This window comes from Vibrio sp. Y20_XG_PY13 (assembly GCF_024181925.1).
Lineage (GTDB): Bacteria > Pseudomonadota > Gammaproteobacteria > Enterobacterales > Vibrionaceae > Vibrio > Vibrio parahaemolyticus.
Window position 1 is genome coordinate 1 of the sequence record NZ_JAMZAL010000021.1, and the last position, 21,718, is coordinate 21,718.

The 21,718-nt window shown below is 45.9% G+C and carries 17 protein-coding genes and 1 pseudogene; 9 read left to right on the plus strand and 9 right to left on the minus strand.

Annotated elements, in window-relative coordinates; translation table 11 throughout:
• The first annotated feature begins 434 nt into the window (after positions 1-434).
• On the plus strand, positions 435-1,238 hold the full coding sequence (locus NL646_RS22645) for a MetQ/NlpA family ABC transporter substrate-binding protein (protein WP_005453767.1): 804 nt from the start codon (positions 435-437) through the stop codon (positions 1,236-1,238).
• 121 nt (positions 1,239-1,359) lie between these two features.
• Here NL646_RS22645 and NL646_RS22650 read toward each other — a convergent pair whose 3' ends face one another.
• A complete protein-coding gene (locus NL646_RS22650) occupies positions 1,360-1,632 on the minus strand; it encodes a hypothetical protein (RefSeq protein WP_021487203.1) in 273 nt (90 codons plus the stop codon).
• A gap of 366 nt (positions 1,633-1,998) precedes the next feature.
• On the opposite strand from NL646_RS22650, the gene NL646_RS22655 reads away from it, so the two are divergent.
• Positions 1,999-3,048, plus strand: a complete 1,050-nt coding sequence (locus NL646_RS22655) for a DUF4382 domain-containing protein (RefSeq protein WP_140202680.1) — start codon at positions 1,999-2,001, stop codon at positions 3,046-3,048.
• Positions 3,049-3,091: 43 nt separating this feature from the next.
• Here NL646_RS22655 and NL646_RS22660 read toward each other — a convergent pair whose 3' ends face one another.
• Entirely contained in the window at positions 3,092-3,811 is a 720-nt protein-coding gene (locus NL646_RS22660; protein WP_005453781.1) for an SIMPL domain-containing protein, read from the minus strand.
• 163 nt (positions 3,812-3,974) lie between these two features.
• Here NL646_RS22660 and NL646_RS22665 point away from each other — a divergent pair, with 163 nt between their 5' ends.
• The 6 genes from NL646_RS22665 to dhaR all read left to right on the plus strand — a co-directional run bounded on the left by NL646_RS22665 (position 3,975) and on the right by dhaR (position 12,613).
• Positions 3,975-4,241, plus strand: a complete 267-nt coding sequence (locus tag NL646_RS22665) for a hypothetical protein (protein WP_024700376.1) — start codon at positions 3,975-3,977, stop codon at positions 4,239-4,241.
• A 137-nt stretch (positions 4,242-4,378) separates the two neighbouring features.
• Positions 4,379-6,127: a lysophospholipid acyltransferase family protein gene (locus NL646_RS22670; protein ID WP_253664720.1), complete on the plus strand. Its 1,749-nt coding sequence runs from the start codon at positions 4,379-4,381 to the stop codon at positions 6,125-6,127.
• Between the two features lie 610 nt (positions 6,128-6,737).
• Entirely contained in the window at positions 6,738-8,690 is a 1,953-nt protein-coding gene (locus NL646_RS22675) for a PTS mannitol transporter subunit IICBA (RefSeq protein ID WP_253664721.1), read from the plus strand.
• A gap of 112 nt (positions 8,691-8,802) precedes the next feature.
• Positions 8,803-9,951 (plus strand): mannitol-1-phosphate 5-dehydrogenase, encoded by a 1,149-nt coding sequence (locus NL646_RS22680; protein WP_253664722.1) that lies wholly within the window; start codon positions 8,803-8,805, stop codon positions 9,949-9,951.
• A gap of 57 nt (positions 9,952-10,008) precedes the next feature.
• Positions 10,009-10,539, plus strand: coding sequence for an MltR family transcriptional regulator (locus tag NL646_RS22685; protein ID WP_005392227.1), 531 nt, complete (start codon positions 10,009-10,011; stop codon positions 10,537-10,539).
• Positions 10,540-10,687: 148 nt separating this feature from the next.
• Positions 10,688-12,613 carry a dihydroxyacetone kinase operon transcriptional regulator DhaR gene (dhaR, locus tag NL646_RS22690; protein ID WP_253664723.1) on the plus strand — a complete coding sequence of 642 codons (1,926 nt, stop codon included), beginning with the start codon at positions 10,688-10,690 and terminating at the stop codon, positions 12,611-12,613.
• Between the two features lie 77 nt (positions 12,614-12,690).
• On the opposite strand, the gene ptsP is transcribed toward dhaR, so the two are convergent.
• From ptsP to dhaK, 3 genes are read right to left on the minus strand one after another with little or no spacing between them, the layout of a single operon-like run.
• Complete coding sequence (ptsP, locus tag NL646_RS22695; protein ID WP_029863492.1) at positions 12,691-15,090, minus strand: phosphoenolpyruvate--protein phosphotransferase; 2,400 nt, start codon at positions 15,088-15,090, stop codon at positions 12,691-12,693.
• Between the two features lies 1 nt (position 15,091).
• Positions 15,092-15,727, minus strand: coding sequence for a dihydroxyacetone kinase subunit DhaL (gene dhaL / locus NL646_RS22700; RefSeq protein ID WP_005379705.1), 636 nt, complete (start codon positions 15,725-15,727; stop codon positions 15,092-15,094).
• Between the two features lie 15 nt (positions 15,728-15,742).
• Positions 15,743-16,801, minus strand: a complete 1,059-nt coding sequence (gene dhaK, locus NL646_RS22705) for a dihydroxyacetone kinase subunit DhaK (protein ID WP_020904270.1) — start codon at positions 16,799-16,801, stop codon at positions 15,743-15,745.
• A 353-nt stretch (positions 16,802-17,154) separates the two neighbouring features.
• Between dhaK and NL646_RS22710 the strand changes: the two genes are divergently transcribed.
• Positions 17,155-18,237 carry a glycerol dehydrogenase gene (locus NL646_RS22710; RefSeq protein ID WP_253664724.1) on the plus strand — a complete coding sequence of 361 codons (1,083 nt, stop codon included), beginning with the start codon at positions 17,155-17,157 and terminating at the stop codon, positions 18,235-18,237.
• Between the two features lie 54 nt (positions 18,238-18,291).
• Here NL646_RS22710 and NL646_RS22715 read toward each other — a convergent pair.
• From NL646_RS22715 to NL646_RS22730, 4 genes and pseudogenes are all read right to left on the minus strand, one after another.
• Positions 18,292-19,678 (minus strand): annotated as a pseudogene (locus NL646_RS22715) (heavy metal sensor histidine kinase).
• On the minus strand, positions 19,671-20,363 hold the full coding sequence (locus NL646_RS22720) for a heavy metal response regulator transcription factor (protein WP_005480575.1): 693 nt from the start codon (positions 20,361-20,363) through the stop codon (positions 19,671-19,673). The pseudogene NL646_RS22715 and the gene NL646_RS22720 overlap by 8 nt, the downstream one beginning before the upstream one ends.
• Before the next feature lie 102 nt (positions 20,364-20,465).
• Positions 20,466-20,843 carry a DUF3316 domain-containing protein gene (locus NL646_RS22725; RefSeq protein WP_045626264.1) on the minus strand — a complete coding sequence of 126 codons (378 nt, stop codon included), beginning with the start codon at positions 20,841-20,843 and terminating at the stop codon, positions 20,466-20,468.
• Positions 20,844-21,294: 451 nt separating this feature from the next.
• Positions 21,295-21,718 (minus strand): IS5 family transposase (locus NL646_RS22730; RefSeq protein ID WP_253664725.1); only part of this gene is annotated, 424 nt, incomplete at its 5' end.

The following is a 21,718-nucleotide window of genomic DNA, read 5'->3' on the forward strand; positions in this document are numbered from 1 at the left end:
AATCACGCGGGTAATCAGGTGATGTGATTTTGCTGGTGGATATGGGCGTGATTCGGGGCAGGGTTTCTATGTTGATTGTGCAGTGAGATTGCGCCAGACCTTCGCTCATAATCGATTGGTCCCCAGTTCAAGTCTGGGAGGGGCCACCAAATTTCGAAAGGCGTAGCAGGTTAGTACCTACTACGCCTTTTTTGTATCTGATGGTTTTAAGTGTTGCTATGGGTACACCGTTGGCACCTGAGCTCATCTTCTTGTCCCCCTTGTAAATTCCCTTGCTTAAACCCCCATCAACTTTCTCAACCATCTGCTCAATAATATTTGTGCTCTACAGCCCTTGTGACCTCCAAATGATCCCTCAATGTTTTAGTCGTTGACCGTTTATATATTCCTGATAGGATAGCCGTATGGACGTCTAAATATGAAATGGAGTTACGATGACAAGTTTAGGTCACATCAAAAAGTTATCTTGGGTTCTCGCTGCGGTGCTCAGCTTAAGTGCCTGCGGAGAAAAAGATAATTCAGTAATCAAAGTCGGAGCTACGGTTGGGCCACATGCACAAGTAGTTGAAGCGGTAGCGAAAGAAGCGGCAAAACAAGGGCTAAATGTTGAAGTCATCGAGTTCTCTGATTACGTGACACCTAACGCCGCGCTGAGTGACGGTAGCATCGATATTAATAGCTACCAACACCAACCTTTTTTGGATAACTTCAACAGCAGTCATAACTCTCAGCTCGTTTCAATTGGCCAATCTATCTTGATGCGCATGGGGATTTATTCCAATAAATACCGTTCGTTAGAAGAGTTACCAAACCGTGCCAGAATTGCCATTCCAAACGACCCAACTAATGGAGGCCGAGGGCTGTTACTACTCGCTGATGCGGGCTTGATTGAGCTTAAACCAGGTGTTGGCCATAAAGCCGCGTTAACCGATATTAAGAGCAATCAAAAAGAACTGGAGTTCGTTGAGGTGGATGCGGCGCAGCTGCCAAGAACGCTGGATGACGTTGATGCCGCAGCTATTACGATGAATTACGTGATGTCTTCAGGCTTAGATCCTAAGAAGCAAAGTATTTTCCTAGAGTCCAAAGACGCACCTCTCGCTGTTATGGTTATTGCGACTCGTGAAGCCGACAGAAACAACGAGGCTTACAAGAAGTTCGTCTCTATTTACCAATCCCAAGAAATTCGCGACTTCCTTGATAGCACTTTCAAAGGAACGATTGAACCAGCCTTTTAAGTAAGAATTAATCCTTGAGCAAGCTATCTTGCTTGCTCAGAGAGACAAAATGACAGAGGCTCATGAAACAAAGCATGAGCCTCTGTCATATCAAATGGTATCAATCGTACTTGGAGTTAGATTATCGACTTTCTGCTTCTAACTTTAGCGCGATATAGTTTTGTGCGGCGGTAACCAAATCAGAACGATTAATGATCTTCCATAGGAAAAATGGCGGGATTAAGAATGCAATGAAGTAAAACGACTCATGAAAAAAGATCTGAGCAATTGCATCTTGATGTTCCCACAACGCCGTAAGCGCGAAAAGATCGAGCATCACACCAAGTACACCAAAAACAACTGAAACCACGATCGCTAATCCTAGTAGCTCTCGAATAAAAAACTTGTATGCCATCATACTAATTCCTTCTAGCAATATTCGACCTTACGTTACGCCCCTCATCACCTATCTATTTTGATTATTATCAACTTCATTTCACTACGAATAAGAACTTAGTTTTATAAAAAAGCGCTTGTATAAATGGGGAAAGTGGTTGCAAAGCAACCACGTTGTTTAGCTAAGTAGAGCCGAAGTTAATGGAGTTACTGCTTCGCTGCTGCACTTGAGCAATAGATTTAAAAATAGCCTTTTAGGAATCCATATCACAATATGAATTTCCCTTTTTTACATTGACCCCGTCATTACCAAGCAATGACATTTGGTCTCGACTCTGAGACTAATCTTCGATGTTTATCGGCAGTGTAAACACAAGAGGTCAATATGAAAAAATACACTTATCCTCTACTTGCTATCTCAGGCGGTCTACTACTGACTGGCTGCGGTGGCGACGACTCTTCATCAAATACAGAATCCGCTACGTTTTCTCTTGGTGTCTCAGATGCACCTGTGGATGACGCCAACAAAGTGGTCTTAGCATTTAAAGACGTGGTTTTAATTCCCTTTAACCCAGAAACGGGCGAGCAAACTGGCGATCACATTCTGCTAGACGCAAGCGAGAACGGCGCTCTACATCAAGTTGATTTGATGGAATATCAAGGAAAAAATGCCAAAACCATCATTAGCGAACAACAAATTGCTCCGGGTGATTACGCCATGTGCGTTTACGCGAAAGATGGCCGACAGTTGAATGATACGTCTCTATCGTATGTCGAAAAAACTGATGGCTCAGTAAAAGGTCTTGTTGTTCCAAGTCGTGGTAGCTGCTTTGGCTTTAAGCCCGATACCAGCGATCAGGGTCGCTTGAAGTTTTCCCAAAAAGGTCAGTATGTAAAAGTTCATACTGGGCACAATAGCTACGTTGTAGAGTTTGATTTGCGTAAAGGTCTGGCGGATCCAGTCGGCCAAGAATACATGAATATGAACTCGAATGCAGTAAGTTTGGTGAACGCATCAGATTCAGGCCATATCGCTGGCACGGTAAGTAACGTGCAATACCAAGCTTGCGAAGCAGACAGTGCGGCATGGAACGCGATTCATGATGTGCCTGCCGTTCACTCTGTTTACCTGTATGCGGGTTCTATGGATCGCTCAACCATGGGCGATATGGGCGCGACAGCTCCACTCAACGCGCCAGTTGCGGTAGCTAACGTGAATGAATCACAAGACGAAGAAGGCAATACAACCTACAGCTACGAGTTTGGTTACATTGGCCCGGGTACTTACAGCATTGGCTACACATGTACCGCGTATATTGATACGCCTGACGCTCATGAAACGTCAGAAGACGGTTTCTTGATTTACCAGCACTACACGCCAGTTGATGTTGTCGAGACAGAGCTGACAACTCAGGACATTAATCCCATTCTTTAAGTCACCATATTAAAAAAGCCGCTCGTACTGAGCGGCTTTTTACTTAGTCAGAAAGGTAATATTGAACCGTCGATACCACTCGGACTTTTTTAATGTAAGGCGTATTGCTATCGCGGTCATAAATGGAGAACTGACCTTGCGTCGCTCGCTTGATCTTTCCTAATGAGCTTTGTGAGTCTTTCGCAAACTTTTGTGCCACCTCGCGGGCGTTTTTGGTCGCCTCTTCGATCATGTCTGGTTTGATGTCATTAAGTTTCGTGAAACTGTATTCGATTCGGTTTGCATAAGGATCTTGATTAAGAATCACGCCTTGCTTCCCAAGTTCACCAATCTCATTAATCGCCGCACGAACCACATTGATATTTTGGCTGTAAACCGTGACCGTTCGGGATGCTAAATAACGATACTCAATATCTTGCTCACCACCATATTGCTGCGCTTTACGGTCTATCACTGAAGGCGAAGACAGCGAGATGTTTTTGTCAGTTAAGCCTTTTGCGGTTAAAAAATCGAGAATCAAACGCGTTTGTTGGTCTATGTCATCAAACATCGCGCCCATATCATTGCTGGCTACCGTAAATTGGATTGGCCAAATGACGGTATCTGCCGGGTATTCTCGCTCAGACAATCCCTTCACCGTTACCACTCGCTCATAGGCTTTGTATTTGACTGCTGTTTGCTGAATAAAAAAGCCCAATACTCCTAAACCTATTATCAGACACAGCCCGAGCCATATTGACGCTTTATTGGAAATCTTCTCCATTCATCCTCCTAATTTCGCCAAAAGTAACAATTCGTAGTATCGATAACATAGCTCAACTATGGCCAGAAAATGGCGACCTAAAGCTAAATTTTTGTCATATCGTTCGAAATGGTGAACAGAATTAATTAAAATTGAACAGTGTTTTATTGTGAATTTTAAGATTATGTTGAAAACAAAATGGTTGGTGGTTCTAGGCGGATTATTTGTCTCAACGGCCTGTTTTAGTGCTGACAACTTAGCTATGGATGACAACTCAACACAAGAACCCCAAGCGGATGCGTGTAATGAACAGCAATACGAAGGGAAAAGCTTTGATGGTCGAATTCTGCTAGATAATGAGCCGACCAAACAGGTCTTGAGCTCACTAGAAAGTCTCGGTGAAACGCTCAACTCTCTGAGTATCCTGATGTTTGCTGGCGACAAAACGTAACGCTAAAGCTGTCCTATCACCTTCGCCTTTGGTCAACAAAGCTTCACCAGTTTGTCACCAAAGGCTCATGGATTTGCCTCTGAACTGTCATCTGTAATTTCTACTATCCGATCAGCCACTTGTACGCTGAGGTAAATATGGATAGTTCGACCCCTTTTCGTCTCCCTCGTAAAACGCCGTTTGGCATTGGTGAAAACGTTGCAGAATGGGCTACGGGTTTAAGTCAGCTCGATAAATTCTACGCCCAACGCCCCGTGAATACGGATACCAAAACTTTCTTACGATTCACACTGGATATCTTGGGTATCGACTATCGCATTGCCCATGGTTCGCTCGGCTCAGTGCCAAAGCAAGGCGCAACCGTCATTGTGGCGAATCACCCTCTCGGCTGTGTTGAAGGCGTGATTCTCGCCGAACTACTGTTGATGGTACGAGACGATATCCAAATTTTAGCGAATCAGTACCTAAAAACCGTGCCAGAGCTCGACCAACTTTTTATTGGTGTCGACGTATTCGAGGGCAAAGATGCGGTCAAGTCGAACATGAAGGCACTTAGAGCAGCCAACAAACACCTTGCGAATGGCGGCTTGTTATTGGTTTTCCCTGCGGGTGAAGTGTCGCAGTTGGTGGATGCTAAACAACAGCGTTTAGAAGACAAAGAATGGAGCCGCAGTGTCAGCGCGTTAATTCGTAAGAACAAAGCCGCCACTGTTCCCGTCTTCATTCGTGGGCAGAACTCTAAACGCTTCTACATGGCAGGTAAAATCCACCCTCTTTTACGCACCTTGATGTTAGGAAGAGAGCTACTCAACAAGAGCGCAAAAACCATTGAGTTGTCCTTTGGGCAAGCAATCAAATTTAAAGAACTCAATAACCTCAACGATGATCAGATCGTCAATTATCTGAGGCTCAACACCTACCTGCTTAACCGCGATGTAAGTGCCACTCAGCAAACGGTCTCAGACAATGATCTCTTACCTATTGCGGCAGGGTTACCCATAGGCCAGTTGCTTGAAGAGCTGCACAGCTTACCGGCAGAAACCCAACTGCTTCAAAGTGGCGAGTTCGACGTGTACTGCGCCAGTGCGCAGCAGATCCCATCTCTCCTGCATGAAATTGGCCGCTTGCGAGAACATAATTTCCGTCAAGTTGGCGAAGGGACCGGACAAGCGATAGACATCGATCACTTCGATCATGATTACCTGCACCTGTTTGTGTGGGATCGTGAGAACCAATGCATGGTAGGAGCTTACCGTCTTGGATTAGTTGATCAATTATTGGCGAAATATGGCGTAGAAGGATTGTATTCGCGCACCTTGTTCAACTATGACCAACGCTTTCTCGATCAAATGGGTAAGTCGATTGAAATGGGGCGTTCTGTGATTGCCGAGCAATATCAAAAAAGCATGAGTGCCCTACTCTTACTCTGGAAAGGCATAGCGACTTTTGTTCATCAACATCCTGAGTACACGCACTTATTTGGCCCAGTGAGCATCAGCAACGATTACAGCCATACCTCGCGTCAGTTGCTGGCACAATCGATGACCCTACACCACTACGACAACGACTGCGCCGAATACGTCACTCCGTCAAACCCACTGCCAGAAACCAACTTAAACTGGAATACCAGCATGCTAACCGCATTGGGAGATTTACAGTTGCTATCTCGCGTGATCGCTCGAATTGACGAAGGCAAAGGCGTTCCGGTATTACTGCGCCAATATTTGAGTTTGAATGGTAAGTTGGTGTGTTTTAACGTCGATCCTGCATTTAACAACGCACTGGATGGATTGATTATGGTGGATTTACGCGATGTACCTGAGAAAACGCTGGCACGTTATATGGGCAGTGAAAACGCACGCGAGTATTTAGCTATGAACAATTAACCGTCGTCTACAAACGTAGGAGGTATCGCGCTGCTCAAAATCGCTATAAACAAAACGCGTGCAGCGTGATACGTTATTTGCTCATAAAACATTAAAAACAAAGTGTTTAGTTAAACTCATCGCAAAAAGACCACTCATCTCCAGCTTTAATCCACAAAACGCCAACATCGCGCAAACGTTCACGTTATAAACTTTCACAAAACCTCAAAATGGTTATAGATCACATTTCAAATCAAACCGAACGCCAAACAAAATGTGACATTGATCGTTTCAGGCATTTAATTTGAATTAAAAAAGAAATTAAAGGTGATCTCAATCACAATGAATTTTGATTTTATATTTGTCAGAAGATCGAATTGATCACTAATATTTTTATTGACAGATTTGAAAGTCATTTTTTGTTATTAAGTTACATATCAATTAATTGATCATCATCACTTAAAAAATGCTTTTCATCCGAAGAAATGCGGGGGTTGATCACGAAAAACCCGTCGTCAGTTCCAATTAGAAAATGTGTGGTAAATTGATTGGGTACTAAGCAATCAAACAAGCGGTTTTGGCGAACCGTTTACGACAACATATTCATCAGAACATCGAACGGGGAATTGTTATGATATCACCAGATGCCAAGATCAAGATACAAAATTTTGGTCGTTTTCTGTCAAACATGGTAATGCCTAACATCGGCGCGTTTATCGCGTGGGGCTTTATCACTGCTCTATTTATCCCAACCGGATGGCTACCAAATGAGACGTTAGCTTCCATGGTTGGTCCTATGATCACTTACTTGCTGCCACTCCTTATCGGTTACACCGGTGGTAAGTTAGTGGGCGGCGATCGCGGTGCGGTCGTTGGTTCAATCACAACCATGGGCGTGATCGTCGGTACCGACATCCCAATGTTTATGGGCGCAATGATGGTTGGCCCAATGGGTGGCTGGGCAATCAAAAAATTCGATAACTACATCGATGGTAAAGTAAAAAGCGGCTTCGAGATGTTGGTGAACAACTTCTCTGCTGGCATCATCGGTATGCTGTGCGCCATTCTGGCTTTCTTCCTTATCGGCCCATTTGTCAAAGTGCTTTCAGGCGCATTGGCAGCTGGCGTAAACTTCCTTGTTTCAGCGCACCTTCTGCCACTGACTTCTATTTTTGTTGAGCCAGCGAAGATCCTGTTCCTAAATAACGCGATCAACCACGGCATCTTCTCTCCACTGGGTATTCAGCAAGCGTCTGAGACTGGTCAATCGATCTTCTTCTTGATCGAAGCGAACCCTGGTCCGGGCTTGGGTATCCTGCTGGCTTACATGGTGTTTGGCAAAGGTACGGCTCGCCAAACGGCTGGCGGTGCATCCATCATCCATTTCTTCGGTGGCATTCACGAGATTTACTTCCCGTATATTCTAATGAACCCACGTCTGATCCTTGCGGCTATTGCAGGTGGTATGACTGGCGTGTTCGTTCTAACCATGTTTAACGCGGGCATCGTTTCTCCAGCATCACCAGGTTCAATCTTTGCAATCTTGTTGATGACTCAGAAAGGCTCAATTGTTGGCGTTCTTGCCTCTATCGCGGCAGCAACAGGCGTGTCATTCGCGGTTGCCTCTCTGCTGATGAAAACGCAAACCTCGACAGAAGAAGATGGCGATGAAGCGGCACTAGAAAAAGCCACATCGCAAATGAAAGACATGAAATCTGCATCGAAAAACGGCGCAGTGGTAAACAACGAAAGCAAAGGTGACGTAGACCTAGCGACAGTACAAAGCATCATTGTCGCTTGTGATGCGGGCATGGGCTCAAGCGCCATGGGGGCGAGCATGCTACGTAAGAAAGTTCAGGACGCAGGTCTGAACGTCCACGTAACCAACCTTGCTATCAACAGCTTACCAGAGAGTGCAGATATCGTGATTACACACAAAGACTTGACGGATCGTGCACGTAAGCATGCTCCAAACGCACACCACATTTCATTGACTAACTTCCTAGACAGCGAAATGTACAACCAGCTAGTCACCAAGTTACTGGCAGCACAAAAACAGTCGGCTGCGAATGACGATCAAATGGTCAAAGTATCGGTACTTGCTGCCAACGACGACAGCTTTGAGCCACAACAGCCATCGGTTTTCCAAATCCAGCGTGAAAACATTCATCTAGGTTTGAAAGCAGCCAACAAAGAAGAAGCCATCCGATTTGCAGGCAACAAATTGGTTGAACTTGGCTACGCAGAACCAGAATACGTAGACGCGATGTTTGAACGTGAAGCGTTGGTTCCAACTTACCTTGGCGAGTCTATCGCGGTTCCTCATGGCACCGTAGAAGCGAAAGACCGCGTGAAGAAAACTGGCATTGTAATCTGCCAATACCCATCGGGTATCCAATTTACTGAAGATGACGACGATGTCGCGAAGCTGGTTATCGGCATTGCCGCTAAGAACGATGAGCACATCCAGGTGATCACCACCATTACGAACGCGCTCGATGAGCCGGAAGCAATTGAGAAGCTAACCAGCACCAACGATGTAGAAGAAATTCTGAACATCCTTGGCGGTCAACAAGCGGCTTAATTACTCCTTTAATTTGCTCCTGAGGCAAATGAGGTCAGCTGTCACCCCCTATGCGGTTGGCCTCACCCTAGTTTCGTAAGTCAACATTTTCAGATATTGGTAGGTAAGAATTATGAAAAACGCAGTTCATTTTGGTGCAGGTAACATCGGTCGTGGTTTCATCGGTAAACTCTTAGCAGACGCAGAAGTCGAGGTCACTTTCGCTGACGTTGATATACCGCTAGTAGACCAGCTCAGCCACAAACAAGAATACAAAGTAAAAGTGGTCGGTACTGAGTGTCAAATCGACACCGTTACCCACGTCACAGCGGTAAACTCAGCCAGTGAAGACGTGATTGATCGCATCGTCAAAACCGATTTAGTCACCACAGCAGTTGGTCCAAACGTATTAGACATCATCGCGAAAACCATCGCGAAAGGTATCGCCAAACGTTTTGAAGCTGGAAATGACGCGCCACTTAACATCATCGCCTGTGAAAATATGGTGCGTGGCACAACGCACCTAAAAGGTGAAGTGTACAAACACTTAGATAAATCATTGCATGCAAAAGCAGACGAGTTGGTTGGCTTTGTTGATTCCGCTGTCGATCGCATCGTTCCACCAGCAGAGGCCGTCAACGATGACCCATTGGAAGTGACGGTTGAAAGCTTCAGCGAATGGATTGTCGATGAGCAACAGTTCAAGGGCGACATCCCAAACATTGCTGGCATGGAAAAAACCAACAACCTAATGGCCTTTGTCGAACGTAAGCTGTTCACCCTAAACACAGGTCACTGCATTACCGCTTATTTAGGCTGTTTGAAAGGCCATCGCACCATTCGCGAAGCGATTGAAGACCCAAACATTCATGCCGAAGTAAAACAAGCAATGCAGGAAAGTGGCGAAGTGTTGATTCGTCGTTACGGCTTCGACCGCGACATGCACAATGCCTACATCGAAAAGATTTTAGGTCGCTTCGCCAACCCATATTTAGTGGATGAAGTGGATCGCGTTGGACGACAACCAATTCGTAAATTGGGTGCAAATGATAGATTAGTGAAGCCATTACTCGGTACAATCGAGTATGGCACTGAAAATCAAACACTTTTGAAAGGGATCGCGGCGGCGTTGAAATACACCAACGACACCGATCCGCAAGCGGTTGAGCTACAGACCTCATTAAAAGAGGTTGGCGTGACAAAAACGCTAGCAAAATACACCGGTCTGGCTGAAGACAGTGTTGAAGTGGCTCAAATCGAGTCGCTTTACAACCAGCTTTGATTGACTCAGGGGGAGCTCTGCTCCCCTTAATATAATAATGAAACAACTGATCAGTATATGGCAGATAACATCAACGAAACCGAGATCATTGAACGACTCAACAGCGCACCATCGGTACGTGGCTTCTTTATTGCGACCGTCGACGTATTTAACGAATCCATCGACGGACTCATCCAAAGAATCTTCCGTAAAGATAACTTTGCTGTGCAATCGGTCGTCGGCCCATTACTGCAAGATTCAGGACCGCTTGGCGACTTATCGGTTCGTTTGAAGTTATTGTTTGGTCTAGGTGTATTGCCCGACGACATCTACCACGATATCGAAGACATCATTAAGCTGAAAAACCAACTGAACAGCGATGCATCGGACTACGAGTTCACTGACCCAAATATCCTAGAACCGATCAAAAAACTGCATCTGGTGAAGAAAATGGGCATGGTGCAATTGGAAGTCAACGAACCCGATGACGACATCGATCTTGAGTTTTACCAACTCCAGCTTCAGCGCCAACAACAAATCATTAAGTCCGGCCTGTCACTCGCGATTGTCGAAATTTGCAATGAACTGGGCAAGGACAGCCCTTTTTAACCCAACCTCTGGCAAGGAATGCCTTCTCAACTAGCCTCTTTTCTTTGCGTATCCTTTCTGTATAGCGTGCGTGAAAGCCATCACAGTCCATATTCGTATGTCTCTGTAATATCGGACCAATCTATCGCTGGCGTTGAAATGGTATGGCATGCTTTCAATCGAAGACACTAAAACCAAATGGGAGTTTTTCCAGAAACACCATTGGGTATCTCCAGAATTTTCCCGCACTCCCGTACTTGAGTCGTGGGAGCGTTGCATAAAGCAATGCAGCCCTTATACCTGGTCAAAACCACATATTGCCTCTGGCTTTACCTTCTCATCTCTGATGAAACGCAACGAGCACCTCATCGAATGCGCCACTACCGTACTTGAAGACACTTACGACATGCTAGGAGACGAAGACCTGCTATTGATGATAACTGACGGCAACGGCTGCGTTCTTTCCGTTGTGGGACATCACTCAATGCAGCAAGAGATGCAGGCGCTCGGCATTAAACAAGGCTGTTTTCTATCTGAAGGAAAAATTGGCACAAATGCGGTCAATCTCTGTATTAGTACTCATATCCCGAGTGAAGTTTTCGCAGCAGAACATTTCAATCGCCACTTACATTCTTATGCCTCTGTAGCAGCACCTGTTTTCGACCAATTTGGCAAGTTACGCGGCACAACATGCCTTATCAAAAAAGTAGAGAGCTATAAGAAAGAAAACTTAGTCATCATCGCGTCGAGCGCGAAAGAAGTCAGTTTGCAAATCCATATTCAGTCGGAACAAGAAAACATTAACCGCCTCACTTGTGCTCACAACGCAACACTAGAATGCATGGATGACGGCCTTCTGGCCTGGGATGAAGAAAGCCGTATCACCATGGTAAATCATCAATCAGAGCGCTTGTTAAACATTGAAGCCAGTCAGGTTTTGGATAAAGAAGTCTTTTCTGTTTTACGTTTCCCGCCAAATGTCCTCAATAGTCTTGAGTCGGGTGCAAGCATCAACCGCAAACTCACAACGGTAGAAGTTCGTGGCGAGTTTGTTGAAGCGATCATTACCTTGCGTCCACTCAACGACGGCACGCACTTATTATTTTTGCATCCCATAGATAAAATTCGCGAACTTGCTCAACAACAAATAGGTGGCAGTGCGCGCTATACGTTCAGCACTTTGCCCGTCATTTCACGAAAAATGAAGCATGTCATTACCGTGGCAAAACGGGCCATAAAATCCAAATCACCGATTCTAATTACGGGTGAAGAAGGTGTAGGAAAAGCCACTCTCGCCATGGCGATTCATAACGAAAGCACCTACAAAGAAGGGCCGTTCATTACGCTCAACTGCCGCTCCATCAATACAGAGCAACTGGTCAAAGAAACCCTGGGGTACGACGAAGGGCAAGGCATGCCTTCTAAGTTTGAACTCGCCCATGGCGGTACGCTCTTTTTAGAAAAGGTGGAATATCTGTCGCCCGATTTACAAGCCGTGTTACTTAAGTTGTTAAAAACTGGGCTCGTCAGCCGCAGCGACAGTTTGCGATTGATCCCCGTAGACTTTCAACTTATTACGAGCACCGCTTCAGAGATCAGCGAGTATGTCACTCAGCGCTCATTTGGTCGGCAACTTTATTATGAAATCTCCTCGAACGAGCTTCATATTCCGCCACTAAGAAAGCGCAAAGAAGATATTGAATTTCTCGTCCAGCAGCTTATCAGCCATTATGAGCGCCGCCACAATGTGACTATCTCGATAGAGCCAGTCGCACTGGAAGCGTTGATGAATTTTCGTTGGTCAGGCAATAACTCCGAATTAAGAAACCGAACTGAGCGAATTTTGCTTAACCGCAGTTCCAACTTAATCAAGCTGAACGATATTCCAGAAGACATTAAACTGAATTCTCGCCATACCGCAGAGAATACGTCGGTAATCACGCTAGAAGAAGCTGAGAGAAGAGCGATTGTTCAAGCTTGGAATCAGTGTGATGGCAAAATGCATGATATGGCGAAAGCATTGCAAATTGGCCGCACGACCCTATGGAGAAAAATTAATAAGTTTGGACTGCAGGAACAAATGAAGCTGTATTAAGCCAAGAAATGGCGTTCCTACAAAAGTAAAACCGGCGTAAGCACGCCGGTATAGATGTACTAACGACAAGATGTCGATTAAACATCAACAGACAACTGACGAATCTGCGCTTTTAGTCCCGGTAGCAGACTAGGACTGGCGCTGAATTTTTGTAACCCAACACGAAGTAATGTGCCTGTGGCATTTGGATCGCCTGCCATCTCACCGCACATACTGACCGGTATGCCCGCACGATCGCCTGCTGCACAAGTGAGTTCAATGGCTTTTAGTACCGATGGTTCAAAGTAGTTCACCAATTCAGCAACGGCGGCGTTGCCTCGATCGGCAGCCATAACATATTGAGTCAAATCATTGGTGCCAATAGAGAAAAAGTCGACTTCTTGTGCTAACGAATCAGCATTTAATACCGCGGCGGGTACTTCAATCATAATACCGACAGGCAAATGAGTCGCATCCAAGCCAAGTTGGTTTGCTTGATGTGCCAACAGCGCTTTTACTTTTCTCACTTCTTCAACCTGAGCCACCATCGGTATCATCAATTGAATATTCGGTTGCTCGTGAAAAGCTCTCAGAATGGCTCGAAGTTGGGCGGTAAACAATGACTCATGTTGAAGGCACAACCGCACCCCTCTCAGACCTAAAAAAGGATTATCTTCCGCTGGCATAGGATAAGCGGCTAAAGGCTTATCACCGCCAACATCTAGACTACGAATCGTAAGTGGCTTATCGCCAAGTGCGGCGGCAATATCACGATACACTTGGTATTGCGCTTCCTCAGTCGGCAACTCATCACTGTTTTGAAATAGAAACTCAGTCCGGAATAGACCAACGCCCTCTGCTCCTGATGTTAGTGCATCATCAATATCTTTCGGTCCACCAATATTGGCGAATACTGGAATATGGACACCATCACAGGTGACTGCGGCTTGCTGAGCACTCGCTAGTGCACTTTGTCGGGTGCTTTGCCACTCTATTTGTTGCGCTTCTAATTCCTGCTGTACGGAATCTGAAGGAGAGAACCATAAATGCCCTCGGAAGCCATCAATAGTCACCACTTGACCAGCACGCACAGCATCAAGGCAGCCCTGAGCTTTAACGATGGCAGGAATCCCCATCGCACGAGCAAGAATCGCACTGTGAGAGGTTTTCCCTCCTTCACTCAAACAGATACCAAGCACTTTCGATTTATCAAGCCCGGCCACATCAGAAGGCATCAGGTCGCGGGCCAACAAAACACTCGGTTCCTGAATGTCGATGGCATTAGGCGTTAAGCCTGTCATTTCGACCATAACTTGGCGTGCGATATCAAGCACATCTGCTTCGCGTTCCTGCATGTACTGGCTTTCAGCCTGGCGAAACTCGTCGGCCAACGTTTGCAGTGATTCTACCCAAGCTTGCTCGGCTATCATGCCCGTTTGAATTCGCGACTCGACCGATGCCCATAATTCTGGGTCACTGAGCATCATGCTATGAGCGGAAAATATTTCCCCTTTCGGCAGCTTCGCTTGCTCCTGCAAATGTTGAACAACCACGCCTATCGCACGCTTAACCCGTTCAATTTCATCTTGTTCACTTTGGAAATCACGTTCAGGCACAGCTGGCATTTCATGAGTAAAAAGGACAGCAGGAGCAGTAGCGATACCGTCATTGACTCGAATACCAACAACAGCACCTTCAATCTGACTTGAAGCCATGTCATCGAGCAAAGTATCCGAGCTTTCTTCAGATTCAATAATGCCTTGCTCAACCGCCTCTTTTTCTCCGAAGTGCTCATGAGCTAAGGCTTCAAATGCCTGAATTGCTTCACTAGATTGAGGTCCGAGTGCGCACAGCGTGATCGTCTCTTGGCTACGAACGCCAAGTTTCGCAATGCTGTTTAAGCTTTTCGCGTTCACACGGCGCTCGCCTTTTTTCAACCATAATTGGCAGTCAAAAGGCGCGAGTGCACCAACAATGGCCGCAGCGGGACGAGCATGTAATCCATGCGGATTTTGCACTACCCAATCAAATGTCCGTTCTTGCTCAAAGTTGTCTGATACTGGCGCTATCTCAGCGGATGTTAGTGGCTGATCACCAAGATGCTCTTGTTTTACACTTAACGCATTCTGTGCCTCTTCGACTACCGTCGATAAAGGTAATCCGGCGGCAGCAGCCACCGACGCCGCCATGGTTCCTTCAACAATAGGAGCCGAGATAAGGGTGACATTTTCCCTCACATGATCATCAATCAGATCCAGAGCCATTTCCGTGCTAAGCAACGCGCTGCCAAGATCCATCAACACAACAACCCCTTGTTGATCATGTACCTGCTCAATCGCTTCCATCACGGCAATGGCATCGGTTCCGATCGGGTTCTCTGGGTCATCAATCCCCGCAGCAATCGCAAGCTTGGCTTTGCCTTGCGTCATTTGGGTGGCAAGTTCGGCCACCCCTTCAGCAAGGCGACGACTATGAGATACAACAACAATTCCCACCATCTTAATTACCTGCTATTGCCTGCTGTAGTGCTTTAATCATTAACAAAGAAGAGGTTGCACCGGGATCTTGGTGGCCAATACTACGTTCCCCCAGATAGCTTGCTCGCCCTTTTTTCGCCAACATTTCAATCGTGGCAACCGCATTTGTTTCTGCTAGCTCAACCATTTCATTCAATAGATGGTCAGCGCTCATGCCATTTTCTAACGACGCCTTCACGCTAACTAAAACGGGTAACCAAACATCACACATGGTTTTATCACCCAGTTCTGCTTTACCACGAGACACCACGCCATCCACACCGCTTTTTAGTGCATCCACTAACTCTTCAAACGTTAATTGCTCTCGAGTTCCGACAGCGGCAGCCGTGCGAATAAACAGCGTGCCATACAGCGGGCCACTTGCCCCACCGACACTAGAAAGCAAGGTCATGCCCGTATTCTTGAGAATGCTGCCGATATTTTGGTCCGCAAATTGCGGCAGTTTTTCAGCAACTTTTTTAAAGCCTCGGTTCATATTGAGACCATGGTCTGCGTCACCAATATCACGATCAAGGTCGGTCAGAAAATCTTGATTCTCTTGATACGTTTTTGCACATAACTCTAACCAGTGAACGATATGTTGTTTTTCAATTTGCATGTTTGCTCCCCCCTGTTACCACTTGATCGCAGCCGTATCGACAGGAGCATCAAACAGCTCCAACATCTCTTTATCTGCTTTCAGCAACGTAATTGAAACGCCTTCCATATCGAGTGAAGTACAGAAGTTACCAACCATATTACGCACGATACGGAACCCCGCTTGCTCGCAGTTATGGGCAAGACGGCGGTACACCCCGTAAAGCTCAGAAATTGGCGTTCCGCCCATACCATTCACCATCACAATGTAGTCGTGTTCAGCGGCGAAAGGCTCAATGCTGGATTCCACTTCATCCCATTCACCTTCGTCACGATTCCAAATACGCAATGTGCGCTGATAAGGCGTGTTTTCAGCAACTTCAGCAAACATCTCATCCACTAACGTATCGGCGTCGGTGTATTTCACTCGCTTGATACCTGGTTCACCATGGATACCAACACCAAACTCCACTTCATCATCTTCCAGAACAAAAGATGGTTTACCCGCAGCTGGCACAACACAAGCATTAAGCGCCACGCCAAATGAACGACAGTGATTATTAACGCGACGAGCCAGTGCTTCACATTGCTCCAGCGAATAACCTTTGTTCGCGGCAGCACCAACTAACTTCTCAACTAATACCGTTCCAGCAACACCACGACGACCAGCGGTGTACAGGCTGTCTTTGACCGCAACATCGTCATCCACCAACACCGCCCCAACTTTGATGCCATCGGTATGAAGCAACTCCACGGCCGTTTCAAAGTTCAACACGTCTCCGGTGTAGTTTTTAATAATAAATAGCACGCCTTCACCAGTATTCACTTGGTTACCACATTCGTACATTTGATCTGGCGTAGGTGAAGTAAATACCTCTCCAGGGCAAGCGCCTGTCAGCATGCCTTTACCAATAAAACCTGCGTGTAAAGGTTCATGACCACAGCCACCACCAGAAACCAATGCCACTTGCCCCGGCGTTTCCTCATGCCACATGTAACGAGGTTCGTAGTTAGCTTTTAGCTCAGGGCGGGACAATGCCAGGCCTTCCATTTGCTGCAATACAACATCATCGACTTGGTTAATTAACTTTTTCATCGTTCTATCTCATTCCATTTATATTTTTATGTAGGGTATGAATTCATCTTAAACAGAGAAAAAGCGTACTCAACAAAAATCAATCCGTTTCATATTGAAACAACTACTTCGATATTTTTGTTTCAATATGAAACGAAAAACGACAAATTTTCCTGAATAGTGATCGTCGCCATAAAGCATGCTGATGCTTATTACTTCTGACAGTCGGTTTGACACAGAGGTCATAAAAGCATGGAACAAAATCAGAGATATCCTTCACCACTTACCACACCAAACCTAATATAAACCTTATCGCTACAATGGATTTTCATTGCAGTCAAAAACACACATAAAAAAGGTTAAAGGTTTGAATTATGGACAAAATTATTATCAGCCCAAGCAAATACGTCCAAGGTGAACAAGTACTTACATCTATCGCTCACTATGTGAAAACATTGGGTGAACGTCCGTTAGTAATTGCCGATGAGTTCGTGACTAACCTGGTTGGTGATGACGTCAAACAAAGCTTTGCTGACGAAAAGCTCCCACTCACTATGAACATTTTTGGTGGCGAATGTTCGCGCGTTGAGATTGAACGCATCACGGACATTTGTGCGACTCAAAAACACGATGTCATTGTCGGTATTGGTGGTGGTAAAACCTTAGATACAGCAAAGGCCGTTGCGTTTTACACCAAAATTCCTGTCGTGGTGGTTCCTACGATTGCCTCGACTGATGCGCCAACCTCTGCTCTTGCGGTGATATACACACCAGAAGGTGAATTTGCGGAATACTTGATGATCCCTAAAAACCCAGACATGGTCATCATGGATACGTCTGTCATCGCAAAAGCCCCAGTTCGCCTACTGGTATCGGGGATGGGCGATGCGCTCTCAACCTACTTTGAAGCTCGTGCCAACATGACCTCTGGTAAGGCAACAATAGCTGGTGGTTTAGCGACACGTTCAGCGCAAGCTCTTGCGAAGCTCTGTTATGAAACCTTGCTTGAAGATGGTTTAAAAGCAAAAGCTGCAGTAGAAAATGGTGTGAGCACCAAAGCGGTAGAAAACATTATTGAAGCCAATACATACCTAAGCGGTATCGGTTTTGAAAGCAGTGGCCTGGCGGGCGCTCACGCTATTCATAACGGCCTAACCAAGCTCGATGAGTGTCACCATCTCTATCATGGTGAGAAAGTCGCGTTCGGCACACTTGTTCAGTTGGTACTAGAAAACGCAGCGATGGAAGAGATTAATACGGTTCTTGCATTCTGCCGCTCTGTAGGTCTACCAACCAACTTATTTGATATGGGCGTTAAAGAGCTTAACCACGCTAAGTTGCGCGAGGTCGCCGAAGCCTCAACGGCCAAGGGAGAAACCATCCACAATATGCCATTCCCAGTGACGGCAGAAAATGTCTACTCTGCAATTCTAACCGCTCATCAACTGGGTCAATAACCCAAATAGCTTCAAACGAGTTTGAGTCCCAAAAGGCAAGCCAAGGCTTGCCTTTTATGCTTCAACTGACTTATCACTTCCATTGACACCTGCCGATGGCAACATCATAACAAACCGCGTCTTGTCTTTATCTGATGTTACTTTTATCTGTCCTTCATACGCTTGCACGATAGATTGGGTAATCGACAAACCTAGCCCTGCACCTACGCTACCTACATGTTGGCGAGATTTATCTGCGCGATAAAAACGGTCGAAAAGGTACGGTAAGTTTTGCTCGGCAATGGTATCACCTTGGTTGCTGACCGATACCGTCACCTGTTCATCAACCTCTTGAACGTCAATCACAATGGTTGAATCAGCATACGCATGACGAATCGCGTTGGAGAGCAAATTGCCCACCGCACGTTCAAACATGTTTTTGTCCATATAGAGCTGACCGTCGCCTGAGCTCACGATTTGCACATCGGCATCTTCGGCCAATATTTCAAAATACGCGACCAAACGGTCGATTTCCTCCTGCACCGCAAACACTTCGTCATGGCGATGAATGAGCTTGTTTTCGGCCTTGGCAATGTAGAGCAAATCGTTGATGGTTTTCGTGATGCGGTTGAGTTCTTCCAACGTTGAGGCAATCGCATCCTGATACTCTTCAGGCGTTCGACACGTACCTAAAATGACCTGATTTTGCGTGGTAATGTTGGTGAGTGGCGTTTTTAACTCATGTGCTATATCAGAAGAAAACTCGCTCAAGCGGCGAAAACCAGTTTGCAACCTATCGAGCATCGCGTTGTGTTTGTTGGCTAACTCGCGCAGTTCTATTGGCAACGAATCGGGGTCGAGACGAATGCCCATTTGCTCTGGTGATATCTGTTGAATGTGCTGATTCAATCCCACAATCGGCTTCAACCCACGTTTTACCATCCAACCGCTCAACGCGGAAGAAATCACAAACGCCAAACCGAGCGCCCAAAACAAAATCCAGTCGAGCTTATCCAAAAACAAAATATGGTGGTTGATACTCATGCCGAGCACCACCTGATACTCCCCAGCTTGAAACGCAAACGCGCGAATATTCAGCGAGTCCTCACTCCATTCGATGGAGCGCTCGTGATTTAAAACTTGAGGTGAGCTAATGCTGTAGGCTCGGTTCTGAGGAATCGTCAGGCTCGAATTCTGATAGACGTTCTGCTTGCCTTCAAACACCCACATGTAGAGCGTGCTGTTATTCGCTTGCTTGAACACATCCTCTGGCGAGCGTTTAAACTCGTTCTCAATGGCATTGAACTTACTGGAAATATAGCTGAAATCTTGCGAATAAAAGTGGCGCTCAATGGCGTACTGTAGGATGAAAGCCAAAAAAAAAATAGGTCACAAACGTCATACTAACAAACATCAGCACGAGCTTGTTTTTCATGGAAAAAGGCAGCGAGAACTTAGGCATCACGACTCTCTTCGAGTTTGTAGCCCATCCCTCTGACAGTGTGAATCAGTGGTCTATCGAACGGTTTGTCCACTTTGCTACGCAGACGTTTGACCGCCACATCAATCACATTGGTATCGCTGTCAAAGTTCATATCCCACACTAACGACGCAATGGTGGTACGTGAAAGCACTTGGCCAGTTTTGCGCATCAACAACTCAAGCAGGGCATATTCTTTGGCGGTAAGCGACATCGACTGCCCCGCGCGCGTGGCAACGCGTTTGATCATATCAAGTTCTAAATCTGCCACACGTAATGTTTGCGGCGATGCGACCACTTGCGCGGCAATATGATGACGAAATACGTTTTGAACACGCGCCAGTAGCTCCGCAAACGCGTAAGGTTTTACCACATAGTCATTGGCACCCAACTCAAAACCGCGCACGCGATCTTCCACTTGCTCCTTCGCTGTCAGCATGATCACTGGGGTGTGAATGCCACTACTGCGCAATGTGTTAAGCACCTGCCAACCATCGAGTTTAGGCAACATAATGTCGAGGAGGATTAAGTCATATTCTTCACTGGTAGCGTGATAAAGCCCATCGACCCCATCATGCACTAAATCCACCACATACCCAGATTCAATCAAACCTTTTTGCAGATATTCTCCGGCTTTGTGCTCATCTTCGACGATCAATATTTTCAACTTTACTTACCTAGTGTGTTAGCGGGAGGATGAGAACCCAGTATAAAGATCGAAAAAGAGCATGATGTGAACCACACCATACTCTTCCTCATTGGCAAACCATTATCGATTGTTATCGCGTTCGGCATAATGCACTTTGACATTCACTTTGCCCAAATATTCCAACTGACCATCTTCATTCATGCGTTCTTGCACGGTCACGAAGCCTCCATCTTTTAAATGCGTACTGCGAGACTTCACATTAAACGTCAGGATATTGAGCTCTTTATTCAGTTCACGAGCCGACAAGGTTTTAAGTGAATTGAGTTCAGACAGTGCCTGTTGATAAGCCTCATCTGACGTTGCTGTCGGCGTAACTGAGATGGTTTTCATCTCTTCGCGGCTCACGTAGTTGCCACCAGTGAAAAGTGGTTGAGCGAATGCAGATGCGCTAGTCATTGCCATTACCGTTACAAAAAGAGCAGTTTTGATTGCGTTCATGTTGTTAACCTTTGAGTGCTTGTTTTCAATGAGGTCATTATTGAACACCGCCTCTGACACCACCCTTTCAACAACATGACATTTTTGTCATGAAAGCAACCTACTGGCGAAAGCTCTTGATCGCTCCATCACGCTTAGCACAAGACAAAAAAAACGGCACATGCTCTCGCATGTGCCGCTTAGGTGTCGGAGGACATTAAAGATTAAAACTTTTCTTCCTTCCAGACCTTGTTGTTATGTAGATGAACAGGGAGTGAAGTAACAATAAAGATTGAAACTAAGTCAACCTCCCGACCTTCCAAAGACTAAAGTTATGACAATAAAGTTTAAAACTTTTAGAATACTTCTACTTAATCTCCATAAGGGCTTTGCCCCTAACCATAGTACTTCTCAAAGAGGCTTTGTTGCTTAGTTCATAGAGAAACCATGTCTGCCCCATCGTGCTTAATTCTTAAACGATATACTGAGTTTCAGGCATACCTAGCCCTGTAAGCTTATTCAGCGCCCTGATCATAGCGTAAGTCTCACCAACTTGAGCGTTGTAGTTCCTCAGGCTTAATTTCCCACCTAACAACTGCTTCACACGATACATGGCTGTTTCAGAGAGCGAACGCTTGTGATAACCATACCGCTTTTTCCACTTCTTGTTGGAGCCGTAGAGCTTTTGGCAGCCCACTGCTAAATTGCGAGGATGTCCTTGTTCCCAGAAGGCAGCCCCTTCTCTTGGTGGGATAAGCGGAACAGCTTGCTTAATCCGTATGGCATCATGGCAATTCCTTGTGTCGTAAGCACCATCTCCAGATATCTCGATGATTCGTCGACGTGTTTGCTTGAGCAAATTTGGAAGGACTTCTGCATCAGTGACATTAGATAAA